Source organism: Chitinophaga nivalis, from assembly GCF_025989125.1.
Taxonomy (GTDB): Bacteria; Bacteroidota; Bacteroidia; order Chitinophagales; family Chitinophagaceae; genus Chitinophaga; species Chitinophaga nivalis.
Map to the genome: position 1 here is coordinate 3,161,101 of NZ_JAPDNR010000001.1, position 17,645 is coordinate 3,178,745.

Annotated in this window: 16 protein-coding genes and 1 tRNA gene; 11 read left to right on the forward strand and 6 right to left on the reverse strand. The window is 44.9% G+C overall.

Annotated elements, in window-relative coordinates; genetic code table 11:
* Positions 1-28 precede the first annotated feature (28 nt).
* The 4 genes from nhaA to OL444_RS12955 form a co-directional block, all read right to left on the reverse strand.
* The gene (gene nhaA / locus OL444_RS12940) at positions 29-1,234 is read right to left on the reverse strand and encodes a Na+/H+ antiporter NhaA (protein ID WP_264732774.1); all 1,206 of its coding nucleotides are present in this window, start codon (positions 1,232-1,234) and stop codon (positions 29-31) included.
* 149 nt (positions 1,235-1,383) lie between these two features.
* Positions 1,384-3,270, reverse strand: a complete 1,887-nt coding sequence (locus OL444_RS12945) for an OstA-like protein (protein WP_264732773.1) — start codon at positions 3,268-3,270, stop codon at positions 1,384-1,386.
* A 9-nt stretch (positions 3,271-3,279) separates the two neighbouring features.
* A complete protein-coding gene (locus OL444_RS12950) occupies positions 3,280-4,278 on the reverse strand; it encodes an MlaD family protein (RefSeq protein WP_264732772.1) in 999 nt (332 codons plus the stop codon).
* A 127-nt stretch (positions 4,279-4,405) separates the two neighbouring features.
* A complete protein-coding gene (locus OL444_RS12955; RefSeq protein ID WP_264732771.1) occupies positions 4,406-5,632 on the reverse strand; it encodes an N-acetylmuramoyl-L-alanine amidase family protein in 1,227 nt (408 codons plus the stop codon).
* A 186-nt stretch (positions 5,633-5,818) separates the two neighbouring features.
* Between OL444_RS12955 and OL444_RS12960 the strand changes: the two genes are divergently transcribed.
* Positions 5,819-8,590 carry a putative LPS assembly protein LptD gene (locus OL444_RS12960; RefSeq protein WP_264732770.1) on the forward strand — a complete coding sequence of 924 codons (2,772 nt, stop codon included), beginning with the start codon at positions 5,819-5,821 and terminating at the stop codon, positions 8,588-8,590.
* Between the two features lie 71 nt (positions 8,591-8,661).
* Here the strand turns inward: OL444_RS12960 and OL444_RS12965 are convergent, their stop codons facing one another.
* Both OL444_RS12965 and ung read right to left on the reverse strand, forming a co-directional pair.
* On the reverse strand, positions 8,662-9,423 hold the full coding sequence (locus OL444_RS12965) for a lysophospholipid acyltransferase family protein (protein ID WP_264732769.1): 762 nt from the start codon (positions 9,421-9,423) through the stop codon (positions 8,662-8,664).
* Positions 9,424-9,523: 100 nt separating this feature from the next.
* Entirely contained in the window at positions 9,524-10,195 is a 672-nt protein-coding gene (ung, locus tag OL444_RS12970; RefSeq protein WP_264732768.1) for a uracil-DNA glycosylase, read from the reverse strand.
* Positions 10,196-10,329: 134 nt separating this feature from the next.
* Here ung and OL444_RS12975 point away from each other — a divergent pair.
* From OL444_RS12975 to OL444_RS13020, 10 genes are all read left to right on the forward strand, one after another.
* Positions 10,330-10,403: transfer RNA gene (locus OL444_RS12975), tRNA-Arg, on the forward strand.
* A 499-nt stretch (positions 10,404-10,902) separates the two neighbouring features.
* Complete coding sequence (locus tag OL444_RS12980) at positions 10,903-11,502, forward strand: GNAT family N-acetyltransferase (protein WP_264732767.1); 600 nt, start codon at positions 10,903-10,905, stop codon at positions 11,500-11,502.
* 285 nt (positions 11,503-11,787) lie between these two features.
* Positions 11,788-12,522: a class I SAM-dependent methyltransferase gene (locus OL444_RS12985; RefSeq protein ID WP_264732766.1), complete on the forward strand. Its 735-nt coding sequence runs from the start codon at positions 11,788-11,790 to the stop codon at positions 12,520-12,522.
* Positions 12,523-12,534: 12 nt separating this feature from the next.
* Positions 12,535-12,933: a cytidine deaminase family protein gene (locus tag OL444_RS12990; protein ID WP_264732765.1), complete on the forward strand. Its 399-nt coding sequence runs from the start codon at positions 12,535-12,537 to the stop codon at positions 12,931-12,933.
* Positions 12,934-13,051: 118 nt separating this feature from the next.
* Complete coding sequence (locus tag OL444_RS12995) at positions 13,052-14,008, forward strand: helix-turn-helix domain-containing protein (protein ID WP_264732764.1); 957 nt, start codon at positions 13,052-13,054, stop codon at positions 14,006-14,008.
* Between the two features lie 314 nt (positions 14,009-14,322).
* Positions 14,323-14,622 (forward strand): thioredoxin family protein, encoded by a 300-nt coding sequence (locus OL444_RS13000; protein ID WP_264732763.1) that lies wholly within the window; start codon positions 14,323-14,325, stop codon positions 14,620-14,622.
* Between the two features lie 38 nt (positions 14,623-14,660).
* Positions 14,661-14,960 (forward strand): thioredoxin family protein, encoded by a 300-nt coding sequence (locus tag OL444_RS13005; RefSeq protein ID WP_264732762.1) that lies wholly within the window; start codon positions 14,661-14,663, stop codon positions 14,958-14,960.
* Positions 14,961-15,005: 45 nt separating this feature from the next.
* Positions 15,006-16,037 carry a thioredoxin-disulfide reductase gene (gene trxB / locus OL444_RS13010; protein ID WP_264732761.1) on the forward strand — a complete coding sequence of 344 codons (1,032 nt, stop codon included), beginning with the start codon at positions 15,006-15,008 and terminating at the stop codon, positions 16,035-16,037.
* 54 nt (positions 16,038-16,091) lie between these two features.
* Positions 16,092-17,102 carry an NAD(P)/FAD-dependent oxidoreductase gene (locus tag OL444_RS13015; RefSeq protein ID WP_264732760.1) on the forward strand — a complete coding sequence of 337 codons (1,011 nt, stop codon included), beginning with the start codon at positions 16,092-16,094 and terminating at the stop codon, positions 17,100-17,102.
* Positions 17,103-17,104: 2 nt separating this feature from the next.
* Complete coding sequence (locus OL444_RS13020; protein ID WP_264732759.1) at positions 17,105-17,605, forward strand: DUF2938 domain-containing protein; 501 nt, start codon at positions 17,105-17,107, stop codon at positions 17,603-17,605.
* Positions 17,606-17,645: the final 40 nt, after the last annotated feature.

A 17,645-nucleotide genomic window follows, 5' to 3' on the forward strand; every position in this document is an offset into this window, starting at 1 on the left:
ACAATAACAATGCCAAGAGCACGCTTTACTACATTTTTTTGATCAGTGGTGGTTGTTTCAACAACCGCAGAAATACAAAACCTGCTAACCCGGCTACCAAAGAGGCTACAATAACAGATATAATGGCAATAATCTGTAAATCCCTTTCTTTATAGGCCAGCGAGGCGATGAAAATAGACATGGTAAAACCAATCCCTGCGATGAGGCCAATGCCTATGAGCTGCAACCAGCCTGCTTTTGATGGGAGTGATGCTAGTTTGAGTTTTACTGCGGTAAAAGAAAAAAAGAAAATTCCCAGGGGTTTACCCAATACCAGGCCGGCAATCACGCCATAACTGATGTTGTTGTGAAGGGCGCCCCAGATATCGGCGGGTAACTGGATAGCAGTATTGGCTAGTGCAAATACCGGCATAATAATAAAATTCACCGGATCATGCAGGTTATGTACCAGGTCCGCAATTTTATGCTGCGGAATACAAAAGGCCAGCAACACACCGGCAATAGTAGCATGTACGCCGGAGTTGAACAGGCAATACCATAATACAATACCAGGAATGTAATAGAGTATAAGCCGCTCTACTTTCAGGAAATTCAGTAATATAGGAATCAGCAATACACCACCGCCAATCAGCAGGTATTGTACATCCAGGTGTGGTGTGTAGAAAATAGCAATGGTCAGGATGGCGCCCAGGTCGTCAATAATAGCCAACGCCATCAGGAAGATTTTTAAACTCACAGGTACTCTTTTGCCCAACAGGGAAAGTATACCTAGTGAAAAGGCAATATCAGTGGCCATCGGAATCCCCCAGCCATGTGCATGCGCGGTGTTTTTATTGAACAACGCAAAGATCAGGGCAGGAAACAACATACCACCAATCGCTGCCAGTACAGGCAGTATGGATTTACGCACGGAAGAAAGCTCGCCTACCGTCAGCTCACGTTTGATTTCCATCCCTACCAGGAAAAAGAATAATACCATCATCCCATCGTTTATCCATAACAGATAGGAGTTGGGTAAATGCAGGGAACGGTATTGGTAATGATGTCCGCCTGCCGGATCAAAGAGTGCATTCCAGAAAGACACGTAGGACTCCTGTACACCGGAGTTAGCCAGTATCATAGAGGCAATGGTGCAGATGATCAGCACAATACCTACCGCCCGGCTATCTTTAAGAAAGGTATAAATAGGAGATAATAATGTCTTGCGAAATTTCTTAACAGCATCCTGAATCACAGCATAACATTTAGGTGAGCAATGGGGCAAAAATAAGGATTACGGATTAAGAAAGAAGCCTTATACATTTTCCGGCTTGTAGTGTGGTGAATTTCCACACGGTTGCCGGACGAATGTATAAGGCTTCTGTTTATGCTATAAGGCTGCTATTATTTCATCAGCTCATATTTGGTCTTGGGCTTTCGCTGGATGTCCCATTTGAAATTCTCCAGCTGTAGTTGTTCCATTGGGCGTTGTGTAAAAGGATACACAGTACCTTCCGGATCTTTTACCATCACTACTTTATTCACTTCACCTGCTTTGAAATAGATATTGATGATGGCGCACATGGCTTTGTTGACGCTCATATAGGCTCCTCCCTGATCCTTGATATAATTGATCGTTTCGGCATTACCCTCTACGTGCATCCAGTCGAGGGATTCACCCAGCACATAGCCGGTGATATTATTCCCCTTGATCTGGTTATACATACCCGGGCCGGCTTCATTGATGATAAAACCATTTTTATTGAGCAGCATTTTATCGGCTGTCTGGTTTTTCGTATACATCAGGATGGTATCGCCGCTGAGTTGGGTGGTATTGTTAGACCACAGCACCGGGCTTCCAAAGAAGCGGAAGATGGAGTCGCGGGAGGAATAGAATACGCTGTCGGCCACGCCTTGCAGGGAATCAGAAAAGATTCTTACATGGTGGTAGGCCAGGATATAGCGTTGTTCGGTGGTATCTTTTGGTTTCTTTAAGGCAATACTGTCGGTAAAATGCCGTACGCCCGGTAAGGAGTCACGCGCCGCTATATTCGACAACGGAGCTGTCTTTACGGTTTTGAGTATGCCGGAATCTATTCTGTTTTTGGTGCTGGCCAGCGTGCTGTCGGCAATAAACTTCATCACATTTTCCGGTACATGGGCCTGCTGGCGTAGTGCAGCAGAGTCGCCCCGGGCAATAAAAGGAATGGTGGCCGTGAACTTTTCCGGTGGCCGGATCGTTTTCACGGGCCGGATATCCTTGGTAGGCGAGGCCGGAATTCTTTTCAGGCCGGCTACGGAAGGAATAGACAGGCTGTCATCCGGTTTGATCACCCCTGAAAATAAGGTGTCTGCCGCCAGATACAGGGTATCCTTGTTTTTTTCCATGATCAGCAGCGGCTTTTGTGTAGCGAGGATCGTTTTTTCGCGTTGATTCACAATACCGTGGTTGGCGAGCAGTGACATTTTACGGATCGTGTCTCTGTACACCATATTACCGGTGGCATACGCCATGCCGGTTTGTTTATCCATTTCTATATTATCGGCCGTAATGGTACCGGTACTATCTTCAATGGTGGGCCGGTTACCGAAGTTACCATAACCTTTATCGGTGTTATAGTATCCCTGGGTAGCATACATGATACTACCATTGTTGTTAATGGTAGTCGGCTCAATGATGGTAGCTATTTTGGTATCTGTATTATAGAGCAGGGCATTGGTGGTAAGGGTATATTCCGGATTTACCAGTAATACATTCCGCTGGAAGTGCATTTCTTTTGTTTCCGTATAATAAAAACCTTCTTCACTGGTCAATACACTATTGCCGTTTACCAGTTTACCGCCATGCAGGTAGGTGCCTATCTTGGCATTCATATCATACTGCAGTTCCGGGCCGGAGATGGTTACTTTACCATCTGTCAGGCGGGCATCTTCTTTTAGTGTAGCCATGCGCGTGCCGGCATCATAATTCAGGTATTTACCGTAGATGTGTACGCTGTCGGCCTGGTTAATATGAATGTGCCCGTAGGCGTCGATAATATTGGTTTTATTGTTTTTTATTGCGCTATCGCAATGAAAGATGGTGGTACCTTGTTTGAAGATGGCATGGCCAATGAACTTGGTTACATTCACAGAGTCGTGTTCGATCGTGATCAATGTATCGGCCTGGATAATTTCAATTACGGTACCTGGTTTCGGGGCAGGTCTTGCCGGAAACTGGGCCCTGGCGGGCAATATTGCCGCCAGGTATATAATAGCCAGGAAAAGTCCTGTTTTTATGTATCGATGCATTGATGTTTGTTATTGAACCGTTACGGAGTCGCTTGGTAATGGTTTCGTTTTATCTTTTTTGCCAAACAGGGAGAAATGTACGTAACGTTTAGGATTGACGCGGAGATCTTCCAGTAGTTTATTCAGGTTACCCAACGAGTATTGCAGGTTGTTGTACACTTTTTTATCGTTCAGCAACAGGCCGGCCGTACCATCGGTGGTATTGAGTTTCGCAATGGTCTGATTCAGATTGGTGACAGTCTGCTGCAGTTGTGATAAGGTTTTGTCGATATTCCCTTTTGCCAGTGCGTCTGTTGCTTTCTGGGCATTATCCAGGATGCCGGTAATTTTTGCATTGTTGTCTTTCAGGTTGCCTGTGATAGACGCCAGGTTATTGAAAGTCTGCTGGATATTACCGCTTTTAGGATCCAGCATGCCATTGAGAGAAGCAGACGTGTGGGTGAAGTTACGCATGGTAACATTCAGGTTCCGGATGGCATCCTGCAGGTTTCCTTTGGCAGTTGTATCCAGGATATTATTTACCGTGATCAGTACAGAATCAATATTACTCAGGGTACCCTCCAGTTTTTTTACGAGCGGGTTCAGTTGTTCTTTCAGTGCGTCGGTCATGGAACCATCAACAGAAGCATAGATGGTATCTCCGTTTTTCAGATATTCGCTGGCGTTACCCAGGTCCATCTGTACGGTTTTGGTACCCAGCAGATCGCTGCTGATACGGGCTACAGAGTTGCGGGGAATCGGAACTTTCTTTTTGAGGGTCAGCGTTACCAATATCCTGGAAGGGTCATTATTCATGATATCCAGCTTGGTCACATTACCTATAATTAAACCGTTTACCTGTACAGCGTTGGATGGCTGTAATCCATTTACCTGCTTATATACGGCATAAATAGTCTGGTTACTTGAAAACAGGCTTTTTCCTTTCAATAAATTAAAACCCAGTACCAGTAAGGTAATTCCCAGCACCGTCAATATGCCTACTTTAGTTTCATTAGATAATTTGAGCATGAGATTCGTATACGTTCACGCAAAAATAATCAAAAAGCATGCACGGGCAGTGGCCGTGGAAAAATGTTCGTAATAAAAAAGAGAAAACGGGGTAAATGCGGGAGAGGGGTAGAAAAGTTGGGGGAAGTTAGCAGGCAGTTACAAAGGCATCTTTAAATCCGAGTTTGCGGGCTTTACGGAGGGCGGTAGAAGCCTGGCGGTCTGTTTTGAAATGCCCCCAGATGTATTTATTCATTTTTTTTTTATTCATCACAATCTGTTGCCTGCTTACATCACCGTGGAGCTTCCTGAAAATGGAAGCTCCTGGTGTATAAAATTTATCTGTTACGAGTAATTGCACACAATAATTATCTCCCTGTAACGGGGCTGCAGGGATACCTTTGCCGGATTTCGCCGGTTTCAGGTAAGCCTGTGGGCTGGAGCCGGCAGCTTCGCTGCTGGAAGGTTGTTTGCCATGGCCGGTAAAGCGGTTCAGCTCATCGCGGTAACGCTTGATGGCTTTATAGATACAGGTGGCCAGTTCCTGTTGTCCGTTGTTGGAGTTGAGGTAGTCCTCTTCTTCCGGGTTGCTGATAAAGCCCAGTTCCACCAGCACGCTTGGCATAGCCGTTGCCGATAGTACCCAGATGCCTTTTTCATTTCTTTGTCTGGCGCCGCGGCTGATACGTCCTACCCGGGTAAACTCATCTTCAATGAGGGTCGACAACCGGAGACTTTGATCGAAGTAGGCGTTTCGCAGGGTATTGAGCAGGATGAACGTTTCCGGGTCGGTATCGTCCATCAGTTGTTTGGTTTCGTCGGAGTTGGCATCCAGTACGATAACGGAATTCTGTTTGAGGGATTCCATTTTAGCATTGTTCTTACTGGTAGCCCAGATATAGGTTTCCGTACCTTTGGCATTGCTGGGGAAATAGGCGTAGATGGCCTGTTGCACAGGTACCTTCTTCCGGCCTTTTTTGTGATAGACTGTTTTGTAGCCGGTTACTTTACGGATTTTACCGGTAGAATTACAGTGGATGGAAACAAACAGCTCGCCTTTATTGTCATTGGCAATCTGGGCTTTTTTGCGGGGATCATCGTAGCGGTCGCTTTTTCGTGTATACACTACCTTTACATCCGGCATATTTTCTTCCAGTATTTTTCCCAGCTTCAGGGCTACTTCCAGGGTAACCTGCTTTTCTGTGGAGTAACTTCCTTTGGCGCCGGGATCTTCTCCTCCATGGCCCGCATCAATTACAATAGTTTTAATGGGCTTATCTTGTTCAGGAAAAACTGGATTGTTTTTTGCCCGAATAAAAAGGGTACAGGTCAGTAATGTTCCCAGTCCTAAAATCCAAAATCGGTTCCGGCGCATGCTTCTCATTTTAATAGGTGCTGTTTTATCGCAAAAAATAAAAAAATAACTTTATCTTATAAATTAATAATTTACTTGATCCATGGATGTTTCCACAATCTTTTTATGTGCTATCAGGCAAACTTTACGACGGATTTATAGTAATAAATTGTATAAAATCCTGTAGGTTTGTGCCCGCCTTAACACATGAGCTCTAGCTACAAAAATAATTATAAAAAGTTTTTTCGGCATACATACCTGACGTTTGCAGGTGTGGTGATTGCCGTTCCCTTTATTATAGATGCATTTGCAGGCAATACGCCACATGCATCGCTGGTTTTTAACAAAACTTTGGCAGATACTGTGCCGCTGGTTCCAAAAGACAGCAGCAAACGGATAGCTCCCAAAGGCCTGCCCGCCAAAGGGGCCGACAGCACCGTGCTGTTGCCCGGGGCAGATACAGCCGGTCTGGTAAAGGTGGATACCCTGTTTGTACCAAAGGTATCCAAAGATACCCTGGATGCACCGGTAACCTATAAAGCCAAGGATTCCATCATCCTGATGGTACCTGATAAACGCTTTTATCTGTACGGCACCGCCACTACCAAATACAAGAGCATCGATCTGTCTGCAGAGAAGATGAACTTTGACCAGGAAACTGGTGTACTGGAGGCTACCAATGCCAAAGATACAGCTGGCAAAGTTTATGGCCGCCCCGTGATGAATGACGGCGGACAAAGTTTTGAATCAGATACACTGCGTTACAATTTCAGCTCTCAGAAGGCAAAGATCTATAATACCCGTTCCCAGTACGGAGAAGGTTATATCCATAGTGAACAAACCAAGAAAGGTGCTGATAACAGCATCTTCGGGTTCAGAAATGGCTATACTACCTGTAACCTGGACACTCCGCACTTTAGTTTTCGTTCCCGTAAAATAAAGGTTATACCTGACAAATTAGTTATTTCTGGTCCGGCTAACCTGGAAATTGAAGGGATACCTACGCCGCTCTTCATTCCTTTTGCCATCTTCCCCATTACACAGGGACAGCGTTCAGGTATACTGCCACCGCAGTATGTGGTGAACCAGCAAAAGGGGATGGGACTGGAAAACGGTGGTTACTATTTCGGAATGGGGGAGCATATGGACCTCACCCTGCGTGGAGATGTTTACTCCTACGGTAGCTGGAGCCTTACGGCCAGCCCAACCTACCGAAAGCGTTACAAATACAACGGGGGACTGAATCTCAGTATCGCCAATACCCGCTTCGGTGACCCTTCTGTAAAATCGGAGTTCAGCTCTTCCCGCGACTTCCGGGTTACCTGGAACCACAGTATGGATAGCAAGGCACGTCCCGGGGTGAACTTTGGCGCCAACGTAAACTTTGGTACCTCTACGTATAACCGTTATAATGTTTTTGACTACAATGCCCGTGTAAACAATACCATCGGATCTTCCATCAGTTTTTCCAAGAACTGGCAGGGGAAGCCGTATAACCTGACCGTGGGGCTTACCCATGGCCAGAACCTGAGCACCCGTGATGTGAATATCACCTTCCCGGATGCTACCTTTACGGTGAATACCATCTACCCTTTCCAGCCGAAAGAACTGATCGGCAAACCGAAATGGTATCATAAACTGGGTGTTTCCTATACGACCTCTTTGCGTAACCAGGCCAATTTCAAAGATTCCCTGTTTGGTTCCAAAGCCATGCTGGATGCGATGCAATCGGGTATGCAACATACCGTTCCGATTTCATTTTCCATCCCGGTGTTAAAAACGCTGACCTTTTCACCCAGTATCAACTACACCGAATATTGGTATACCAAAAAATTTGTGCGGAAGTGGGATCCTAATAAATGGAATCCGGGATTAAACCAGCTCGGGGCCATTGATACCTCCTATATACCAGGTTTCAGTGCCACCCGTGATGTGAGTTTCAGTGCTTCCCTGTCTACTGCGATCTATGGCATGTATGCTTTCAGCAAACATTCCAAGGTGAAAGCCATCCGGCACGTAGCCCGTCCTACACTGAGTGCTACCTACCGTCCCGACCTGAACTCGAAAAACTATTATGACCTGCAATACAATAAGGCCGGAGACAGACAACGTGTTTCCTACTACGAAGGGGTGAGTGGTTTCGGTGTGCCGGCAGAAGGAGCTTTCGGCGGTATTAACTTCGGTTTGGACAATAACCTGGAGATGAAGGTATTCTCCCGCAAGGATACTTCCGGCAATCATGAAAAGAAAATAAAACTGCTGGATGGTTTTGGTATCACCGGTAGTTATAACCTGGTAGCCGACTCTTTCAAATTGTCGCCTTTCAATATCTATGCACGTACCAACCTGTTCGATAAACTGAACATCTCTATGAGCGGTAGTATCGATCCTTACCAGGTGGATGCACGCGGAAAGCGCCTGGACAAATTCGTTTGGCAGCAGGGAAAGATCAGTCTGGGCCGGTTAACGAATGCCAGCATTTCCATGAGTACCTCCTTCCAGTCGAAGGATAAAAAAGGAAAAGAAAAGAAAATAGATTCCATCGAAAACATACAGAACGGAGATGCTGCCTTTGCTGCGCAACAGCGGCAGTTACAGATGGTACGTAATAATCCGGGTGAGTATGTAGACTTTGATATTCCATGGCGGGTAGATCTGTCGTACAGTTTGTCTTATACGAATACCATTATGCCGGATTCCGGCGGGGTCGTAAATCGTATAACCCAGTACGTTAGCTTCAACGGTGACTTTAGTCTCACGCCCAAATGGAAGATTGGTTTGAACAGCGGTTTTGACTTTACTAATATGCAGGTGGCCTATACGAATATGTATATATCGCGGGATCTGCACTGCTGGCAGATGTCGATTAACCTGATTCCGTTTGGTACCTTCCGGCAGTTCAGTATTACCATCAACCCGAAAGCAGGTATCCTGCGGGATTTGCGGATAAACCGATCGAGACAGTTCTACGACCTTTAGCAATACCTTCTTATATAAAAAAGACGCATGGTACTTACCATGCGTCTTTTTTTATGAGCTATACCGGTGGTTTATGCCGTTACCTGATCCCACTTTTTATCGTAATGGGTGTAATAGTGCCACATCAGCTGAAAAACTTTTTCCTTTAAAGCCGGCAGATCATCCCTCGTGAGCCCCGCTGTAGGTATGGGCGGTAGCAAGTGGTATTCGATCGGATGCGGCCAGGCAAAGAACTTTTTATGTGCAGGCAGTATTTTTCTGGTATGAAACAATAAAGACGGCATCAGGGGCAGCTGTGTATCTATGGCCAGCGCAAAGGCGCCGTCGTAGAAAGGTTTCAGCGGTTCCGGTGTCCGGTTCCGGGTACCTTCCGGATACAACAGGATGTGCAGGTGCAGGCTTAATGCGTGTTTCATGTCTTCCACGCTTTGTTTCCTGCTGGCTTCACTGCTGCGGTCTACCAGTATGCCGCCTATTTTATATAATACATTAAATAGCGGGATCTTTCCCATAGATGCCTTTGCCAGTGTTTTATTGGCGCCGGGAATACCGGAAGTGGTTACCGGTACATCAATGAGGGAATTGTGGTTGCAGACAATCACATAGGTCTGGTCTTTTTTGAAATGTTCCAGGCCTTTTCTGCTGACAGGGCAGCCAATGAGGGGCATATACACTTTCATCCAAACGCGTCCGATGGCCAGGAAGCCTTTAGTACGGATAGGTTCCTGCCACAGGTACAGCAGCCAGATAGGAAGGAATACAACCAGCATGGTGCCTGCAAACAGCAGCAGGGCATACAGTGCGAATATTCTGCCTAATATATTTTTTAACATAGCAGTGATGCTTTTAGCGATGAGCAGTTAGCTTTTAGCCGCGCTAATATAGGATGAATTCAACATAAATAGCCGCCAGCCGTAAGCTGCCTGTCTGTAATTATAATCGCCAGTCAACAGGTTCAATGCCTGCCTTTGCCAGTATTTCATTGGTTCTTGAAAAATGCCGGCAACCAAAAAATCCTTTATCAGCACTGAAAGGAGAGGGGTGTGCTGCCTGCAGAATATGATGTTTGGTGGCATCAATCAGGTATTGTTTATCCTGGGCAAAGCGGCCCCACAGCAGGAATACAACATCCCTTTTATGATCAGAAATATTGCGGATTACGGCGTCCGTGAAATCGCCCCAGCCTATTTTACTGTGCGATGCCGGTTCACTGGCCCGTACAGACAGGAATGCGTTCAGCAGCAGTACGCCATGGGAAGCCCATTTAGTGAGGTTGCCGCTGGTGGGTATTTCCAGGCCAAGGTCGGTATGCATTTCCTTATAGATGTTTACCAGGGAAGGAGGCGGCTTAACGCCATCGGGTACAGAAAAACTTAAACCATGCGCCTGTCCGGCACCATGATAAGGGTCCTGCCCCAGTATAACTACCTTTACTTTATCGAAGGGGGTTTGTTCGAAGGCATTGAAAATAAGGTTACCAGGAGGGTAGATGGTTTTTCCCAAAGCTTTTTCATGTTTGAGGAACATGGCTATCTGCTCGAAATAAGACTTATGAAATTCATCTTTCAGTACCGTTTTCCAGCTAGATTCAATTTGTACATCCATAGTATTCACATCAATATTTAAGAAAAAATAAATTAAATTTGATTTATTGAAAGATTTTTACATAAATTTGCACTCCCAAAACGCGAGATAAATATAGCAATTTATTTCACATTAACGGGAAAATAAGGACGTAAGTCTCGGTAGCTCAGCTGGATAGAGCAACTGCCTTCTAAGCAGTAGGTCATTGGTTCGAATCCAATCCGGGACACACTAAAAGAAAGCCGCGATATTCGCGGCTTTTTTAAATTTACGAAATCGGCATCGATAAGCGACGATTTAAAAGGTAATCAATACGTTAATACTTTTAAATTAGACCAGATCTCCCCCCTGATTGCCGTTAATCCGCAGGTAACAGCCTCCTTTCCCGAAAAATAAAACAGGATATCTGCTCCCAATGCATGGTCACTTTCAATTTTTTTTCATTTGCTGCGTTTAAAGGAGCTGTATAGCCTTTTAACGGGTGAACCTATGGATTGAGTTGTTTGAAGTGAATCAGGCGTTTATAACCGCTATTTAAGCCATGCTTACATGTTACCCGTGTGCGCATATCAAAGTGACCAAAATAATAGCTGACTGATGACCTGCTACCCCATCCCTTAAGCAGGCATTTAAATAGTTCAGGTCTGATTTTCTCCGTTTGAGGCAGTAAATGAATAACCACGCGCCTATACGAAGTAAATTGATAACGAAAAACAATTAACAGACACATGAAGATTTACAGAAACCTGCCTGCGGAATTTGTGAAGGAGGCAGGTGCACTATTCGCAACGGCTTTTGAAACCAAATTCAGCTACTTCCTGGGAGACAGATCTGCCATACAAAAAATCATCTCGTCTTTAATCAATCCATCTCAGGTGATAGCCGTTGTCTCAGATACGAATGAGCTAATGGGTATTGCCGGATTCAGTTATAAAAAAAAGCATATGCTGTCTATCGGTATGAAAGCCATGATACAGCAATACGGGATTGTGAAGGGAATTGGTAAAATCATACAGCTGGGCATTTATTTTCCCAATGAATTCCCGATGTCTTATATATACATAGACGCTGTAACAGTAAAAGCCACTTACCGGGGACAGGGAATCAGCCGGATATTGCTGGCAGAACTGGAGCAAATAGCTGTTGAATACGGTGTAACCAATTTACAGCTGGACGTGGATGTGGCTAATACTGTTGCCGTGAAAGCTTATGAGAAGACAGGTTTCCGGGAAGCAGGGGTACAAACGTTAAGCGCACACGCTGCCCGTCGTATTGGTATGACCCAGGTGAGCAGAATGCTTAAAATAGTAGAAAAACAGCGCGGGTGAGGCGGCAAACTTTTGCCGTAAAGCTAAACACGCATCACAAAGTTTATCATTCCTGAAGCATTACATCGCCACGGTTTTCGCGTGGCATTGTAGGGTACTGGAAATGCGATATCGCTTTTCGTGAGTATCTTCGTATGCATCCGGCAGCGACAGCAGGCATTCAACGGGGGAAAGAAAAATAAGTACACTGAAATGGAAAGTTGGCAATGCATATCATGCAACAAAATATGCCTTCCTGCCGGATGCGGAACCAAACATTATCAGGTGGAATAATCAATTGCAGCGATGAAACAAAATATCTACGATGATCCTGTTTTCTTTGAAAAATACAAAGACCTCCGGGATAACGATAAAGGAATCAATGAATGGATAGAGCAACCAGTGATGAGGCAACTGATGAAAATACCGGCAGGAGCGCATGTCCTGGATATCGGTTGTGGTTTAGGACATCAGATCAGCTATTTGTTGCAACAGTCACCAGCCAGTATCATTGGAGTAGATATTGCTGAAAAAATGCTGGCAGAAGTGGCCCGCAGGATACAACATCCTACCGTTGAACTGATCTGTTCTGCCATAGAAGATTATCCTATCCGCGAAAATCATTTCGACCTGATCGTCAGTTCAATGACCTTGCATTATGTACAGGACTTACCGGAATTGTTTCGCCACATCAGTAAGGGACTTAAACCGGGCGGACAATTTATATTTTCTATGGAGCACCCGGTTTGTACTGCATGGCTGAAAGGGTGGATAGAAGCAGAGGGTACTAAGATCTGGCCGGTAGCCGAATATGCCCGTGAAGGAATAAGATATCAACACTGGTTTGTAGCAGACGTTATAAAATATCACAGAAAACTGAGCACCATCATTAATGATTTAATACGGGCAGGTTTTCAGATAGATCATATCGCAGAGCCGGTACCCACGCCGGAAGTGTTGGTAAGCAGGCCTGATCTGGCCCCGCACCTGGAGCGGCCACCGGTATTAATAATAGGAACTACCAGACAGTCATCATTGTAAATCAGCAAGCTTATGGAGAACAGTAACCTAAAACAAATCGCACAAAAATTTGCCGGCAGTAAACGGCTAAATGATTTCATTGAATATGGCGGAGTGGCGGCTGCGATAGAAACCGTCGGTGGAAACATTTATACGGGTATCAGTATTGATACGGCCTGTTCGATGGGATTCTGTGCAGAACACAGTGCGGTAGCAGAAATGCTGAAAAATGGAGAAAACCGGATAAAAGCATTGGTAGCGGTAGATGCCAATGGACATGCCGTGCCGCCTTGCGGCAGATGCCGGGAGCTGATTAGTCAACTCTCGAAAGAGAACCTGCAGGCTACGATTGAGGTCAAAGATGGTGTAATCGTTACCTTGGCTGAGATCTTACCATACGATTGGAAAGAAGATCTGGGAAGAGACTGGTAAGAGCTGAATATAGGACAGTGATCATGATGAAATGAGAAAAGCGCATTAAATTTAACAGGGAAAATATTATCTGGATGCGCGTAATGTATACATAGTATAAAAAATCATTTCATAAACAATGCCACTTTCTGCTAAAATAAAAGAGATTAATAATGCACAGGAATTCAAGGAATTTTATTTACAGGATTCCCACTATTCCTCTTGCCCGGAGTGTGGTCATATAGCCTATTCTCATGGCAACGGTTTCCTGGAAATTGTAACCCTGGAGGATTTGCAGCAATTGCATACCCATCATATCGGACTGCAGACCCGCCGGAAATTTTACAGTATTATTCTGTTGACTGCTGGTACTGTAACAGAAGTTATCGGACATCAGAAATATCATTTCGGCCCGCAAAGCATGTATTTTATTCCTGAAAACCAGTTGCACTCCATTGAAACCTGGAGTGAAGACCTGCAAGGTATCCTGTGTATGTTTGATGCTGATTATTTTTTACTCTGTATCAAACATCAGATCAAACTGAATCAGTTCCCGTTTTTTCAGCTGGATAAAGTCCCTTATATAGACTTATCAGACCGGGAAACACAGATGATGCAACACCTGTTCTGGAAACTCAATAGTGAAAAATGTCAGAAAACCACTTTTAATGACGACCTGCTCGTCAGAATGTTTCTGAATATCATCTTGCTGGAAGCAGAGCGTATTTATAATCATAAAGCGGCAGAACAACCCTATAACCTGTCGCGGAAAGAACAGCTGGTAGCGCAGTTTCAGCTGCTGGTGAACCAGCATTTTCTGGACAAAAAACAGGTGAATGAATATGCCGGTATGTTGCATGTACATCCACATTATCTGAATGATGTGGTAAAAGAAGTTTCCGGTTTTCCGGCAAGTTATTTTATACAACAGCAATTAATACAGGAAGCCAAATCACGCCTGATACAAACGAATGATACCGTATCAATGATTGCTGCAGCGCTTAATTTTATAGACGATTCTTACTTCGGTCGTTTCTTTAAGAAAATTACGGGTTTAACACCTGTACAATATAGAAAACAACATAAGCATCAATAAGGGAGAGCTTACCTTCATCCCAACTTTTCTTCCTGATTGCTACCGGTATCCGTGTACCTTACCCCTGCCTCACGCTGCCTTGCCCGGACATGGCAAAAGTGCCAGCTGCTTTTTAGATACCGCTATTTATACGCGGTATTTAACCGTCAAACCTTTACTGGTAAAGACATCGCGATTTTAGTGACTGCTCCCGATGGCCGGCCTCCCATCATTACATCTTACACGAATACATGTGATTTGTGCCATTTTGCCTCCTATAAGTGTTAACACAATTTCCAGGGGGAGAATAATTTTGTGGTATCAAATTTAAAAGTATGACAAACGAAAAAAATACAGCGCAGGGAACGGAATCGTTAACACTATTGCAATTTTATGCGGACTGGTGCCAGCCCTGCAGGATGATGATGCCAATAGTGGAATCTATCAGGCAGAAACAATATCAATGGTTAGATATACAACAGATAGATATTGACAGAGAAGAAGATATGGCCGACAAATACCATGTCCGATCTATACCAACCTTTGTAGCGTTGAAAAACAACCAGGAGGTATGGCGGAAATCAGCGCTGCTATCGGAACAAGCTTTGGTAACGGCATTGTCCACGTTGAGATAGTAGTTGTATCGTGAATTTTTAACTTAATCACCTTCCGGATGAATGATTCAAATACTTTAAAGGAGCTGGAAAGACCGGTACTACTGCAATTTACGGCTACCTGGTGCGGACCTTGCCGCATATTATCGCCTATTATTGATAAGGTAGCGCAGGCCGCAAATGAAGTGGTGGATGTAAGAAGAATAGATATAGACCAGGAGCAGCAACTGGCCAGTGATTTTTTAATCAGAGGTGTGCCAACGCTGGTGCTGCTGGATAAGAACGGTGACATCTACTGGCGACATACCGGATTGCTGTCAGAAAAGGAAATCTTACGGCAAATAGCGGGGCTGCCATGAGGGGGGATACTTTTAACAAACATAGCTGGAGAAAACATACTACCAATGGAAAGAATAAAATGTTTAATCATAGGCTCAGGCCCGGCGGGTTATACGGCTGCTATCTATGCTGCCAGGGCTGCATTACATCCGGTACAATATACCGGATTGCAGATAGGCGGGCAGCTAACGACTACAAATGAGGTAGATAATTTCCCGGGATATCCTGCCGGTGTGGGAGGAGTACAGCTGATGGAAGATCTTAAAGGTCAGGCGGAAAGATTTGGTACTGTTCTAAGAAACGATGAAATCGTACACATCGATTTTAATGATCGCCCCTTTAAAGTGACTACCAGCGCCGGAGAACAGCTGTTATCCGATACGATTATTATTGCTACCGGCGCCACAGCAAAATGGTTAGGGCTACCCGGTGAAACGAAATATTTTGGGGCGGGCGTTTCTGCCTGCGCTACCTGCGATGGTTATTTTTACCGGAATAAAGAGGTGGTAGTGGTAGGCGGTGGAGATACAGCGATTGAAGAGGCTACCTTTTTATCGCATCTGGCCAGCAAAGTATATTTACTGGTGAGAAAGGATACTTTCAGGGCTTCGCAGATCATGCAGGACCGGCTGGAAAATATAGACAACATCACTGTGTTATACAACACTACCTTGACCGATGTACTAGGCGATAATCAACTGGTAACCGACGCCCGTATCTACAATAGCAGCCGGAATCAGGAAGATGTTTTAGCGGTGCAGGGGATATTTATTGCCATCGGGCATACGCCGAATACAAAAATCTTTGCTTCCGATCTTTTACTGGACGCCAATGGATATATCAGCACAATACCAGGTACTACAAAAACCAGTATTCCGGGCGTATTTGCCTGTGGTGATGTACAGGATAGTGAATACCGGCAGGCGGTTACGGCTGCAGGCTCCGGATGTATGGCGGCTATAGATGCGGAACGTTATCTCTCTTCCCGCGTCAGTAAAAATGGTATTTTCTGTGTGGAACCGAATGTAGGTATCTCAACTATTATTACCAGGAACGGCATGAGTTGTATAACGGAGTATGCTGTTATGAACAATTAATAACTGCCGGCATCAGTCTATAACCAGGTTGATGTGTGTTTAAATAATTTATCAATGATTACGCGAAGAAATTTTTTAGTACGAAATAGCCTGTTATCGGCTGCGCTGGCAGTACCTGGTGTGTTGATGTCTTTCGCGAAACCGGAAGAAAATGCAGATCATACTTTTGATGTGATTATAGTAGGAGGGAGTTATGCCGGGCTTGCTGCGGCGATGGCATTAGGCCGTTCTTTGAGAAAGGTACTGATCATTGACAGTGGATTGCCTTGTAACAGACAAACGCCTCACTCGCATAATTTTCTTACGCAGGATGGGGTACCGCCAAAGGAGATTGCGGCAAAAGGCCGGGAACAGGTGCAGCATTACGATACCGTGTCGTTCTACGAATCGGTAGCGGTACAGGCAAAAAAGAAAGGAGAAATATTTGAGCTGACCACACAATCAGGACGGGTATTCTCCGCCAGAAAATTATTGTTCGCCACCGGGTTGAAAGACCTGATGCCGCCTATCCCGGGATTTGCGGAATGCTGGGGCATATCCATTTTGCATTGTCCCTATTGTCATGGGTACGAAGTAAAAGGACTGGCAACCGGTATATGGGCAAATGGCGATATGGCTGTTCACTATGCCCCGCTGGTAGCTAACCTGACCAAACAGGTATTCATTTTTACCGATGGCGCAGCTACATTCAGTGAAGACCAGGCGCAATTGATCCGTAAAAATAATATCCATATTGTGGAACAACAGGTAAAAGCCCTGATACATGATAATGGTCAATTGTCGGGTATCCATTTACAGGATGGAGCGGTGTATCCGATACGGGCACTTTATGCCCGACCTGCTTTTGAACAGCATTGCAAAATTCCACTGGAAATGGGATGCGCACTGACGGAACAGGGACTGTTGAAGCTGGATAATTTTCAGCAGACGACCATTCCCGGGGTATATGCGTGTGGCGATAATTCGGCGATGCGTGCGGTGGCTACTGCTGTTGCGACAGGTACCGGCGCTGGTGCAGCTATCAATCTGGCTTTATCAACAGCAGATTTTAATCTTAAAAAATAGAGATGAATATATATTTTGAACTCATAGCTTTTTCATTGATCATTGGTATTGGTGCTACCGTGATCATGGATATTTATGCCATCGTGCTCAAACGCTTATTTAATATTCCTTCCCTGGATTATGCGTTGTTAGGGCGTTGGATCGGACATTTTAAAAATGGGATATTTTTCCATAAAACCATTATACAGGCAGAGAAGATCCGGTACGAACGTACTATCGGATGGATAGCGCATTATTCCATCGGTATCTCTTTTGCATGTTTACTGTTACTGATCTGGGGAACCGGCTGGGCATATCATCCCACGCTTTTGCCTGCTCTGGCTATTGGCATTTTAACGACTGTAGCTCCTTTCTTCCTGATGCAGCCGGCATTTGGTTTTGGTATTGCCGCGGCAAAAACACCCCATCCCGCTATAGCAAGATTCAGGAGTTTGAAAACGCATACCATTTATGGAATTGGTTTGTATCTGGCGGCATTGTTGCTGAGCAGGGTGATGGCATAAGTGTGTTGGGTAATGTTATTTATCCTTATGCATCTTCGTC

Coding starts and splice junctions, on each gene's coding strand:
- OL444_RS13005 (WP_264732762.1), top strand. CDS start 14,661: ATGAATGATTCAAATACTTTAAAGGAGCTGGAAAGACCGGTACTACTG.
- trxB (WP_264732761.1), top strand. CDS start 15,006: ATGGAAAGAATAAAATGTTTAATCATAGGCTCAGGCCCGGCGGGTTAT.
- OL444_RS12980 (WP_264732767.1), top strand. CDS start 10,903: ATGAAGATTTACAGAAACCTGCCTGCGGAATTTGTGAAGGAGGCAGGT.
- ung (WP_264732768.1), bottom strand. CDS start 10,195: ATGGATGTACAAATTGAATCTAGCTGGAAAACGGTACTGAAAGATGAA.
- OL444_RS13000 (WP_264732763.1), top strand. CDS start 14,323: ATGACAAACGAAAAAAATACAGCGCAGGGAACGGAATCGTTAACACTA.
- OL444_RS13015 (WP_264732760.1), top strand. CDS start 16,092: ATGATTACGCGAAGAAATTTTTTAGTACGAAATAGCCTGTTATCGGCT.
- OL444_RS12960 (WP_264732770.1), top strand. CDS start 5,819: ATGAGCTCTAGCTACAAAAATAATTATAAAAAGTTTTTTCGGCATACA.
- OL444_RS13020 (WP_264732759.1), top strand. CDS start 17,105: ATGAATATATATTTTGAACTCATAGCTTTTTCATTGATCATTGGTATT.
- OL444_RS12995 (WP_264732764.1), top strand. CDS start 13,052: ATGCCACTTTCTGCTAAAATAAAAGAGATTAATAATGCACAGGAATTC.
- OL444_RS12985 (WP_264732766.1), top strand. CDS start 11,788: ATGAAACAAAATATCTACGATGATCCTGTTTTCTTTGAAAAATACAAA.
- OL444_RS12950 (WP_264732772.1), bottom strand. CDS start 4,278: ATGCTCAAATTATCTAATGAAACTAAAGTAGGCATATTGACGGTGCTG.
- OL444_RS12955 (WP_264732771.1), bottom strand. CDS start 5,632: ATGCGCCGGAACCGATTTTGGATTTTAGGACTGGGAACATTACTGACC.
- OL444_RS12965 (WP_264732769.1), bottom strand. CDS start 9,423: ATGTTAAAAAATATATTAGGCAGAATATTCGCACTGTATGCCCTGCTG.
- OL444_RS12945 (WP_264732773.1), bottom strand. CDS start 3,270: ATGCATCGATACATAAAAACAGGACTTTTCCTGGCTATTATATACCTG.
- OL444_RS12990 (WP_264732765.1), top strand. CDS start 12,535: ATGGAGAACAGTAACCTAAAACAAATCGCACAAAAATTTGCCGGCAGT.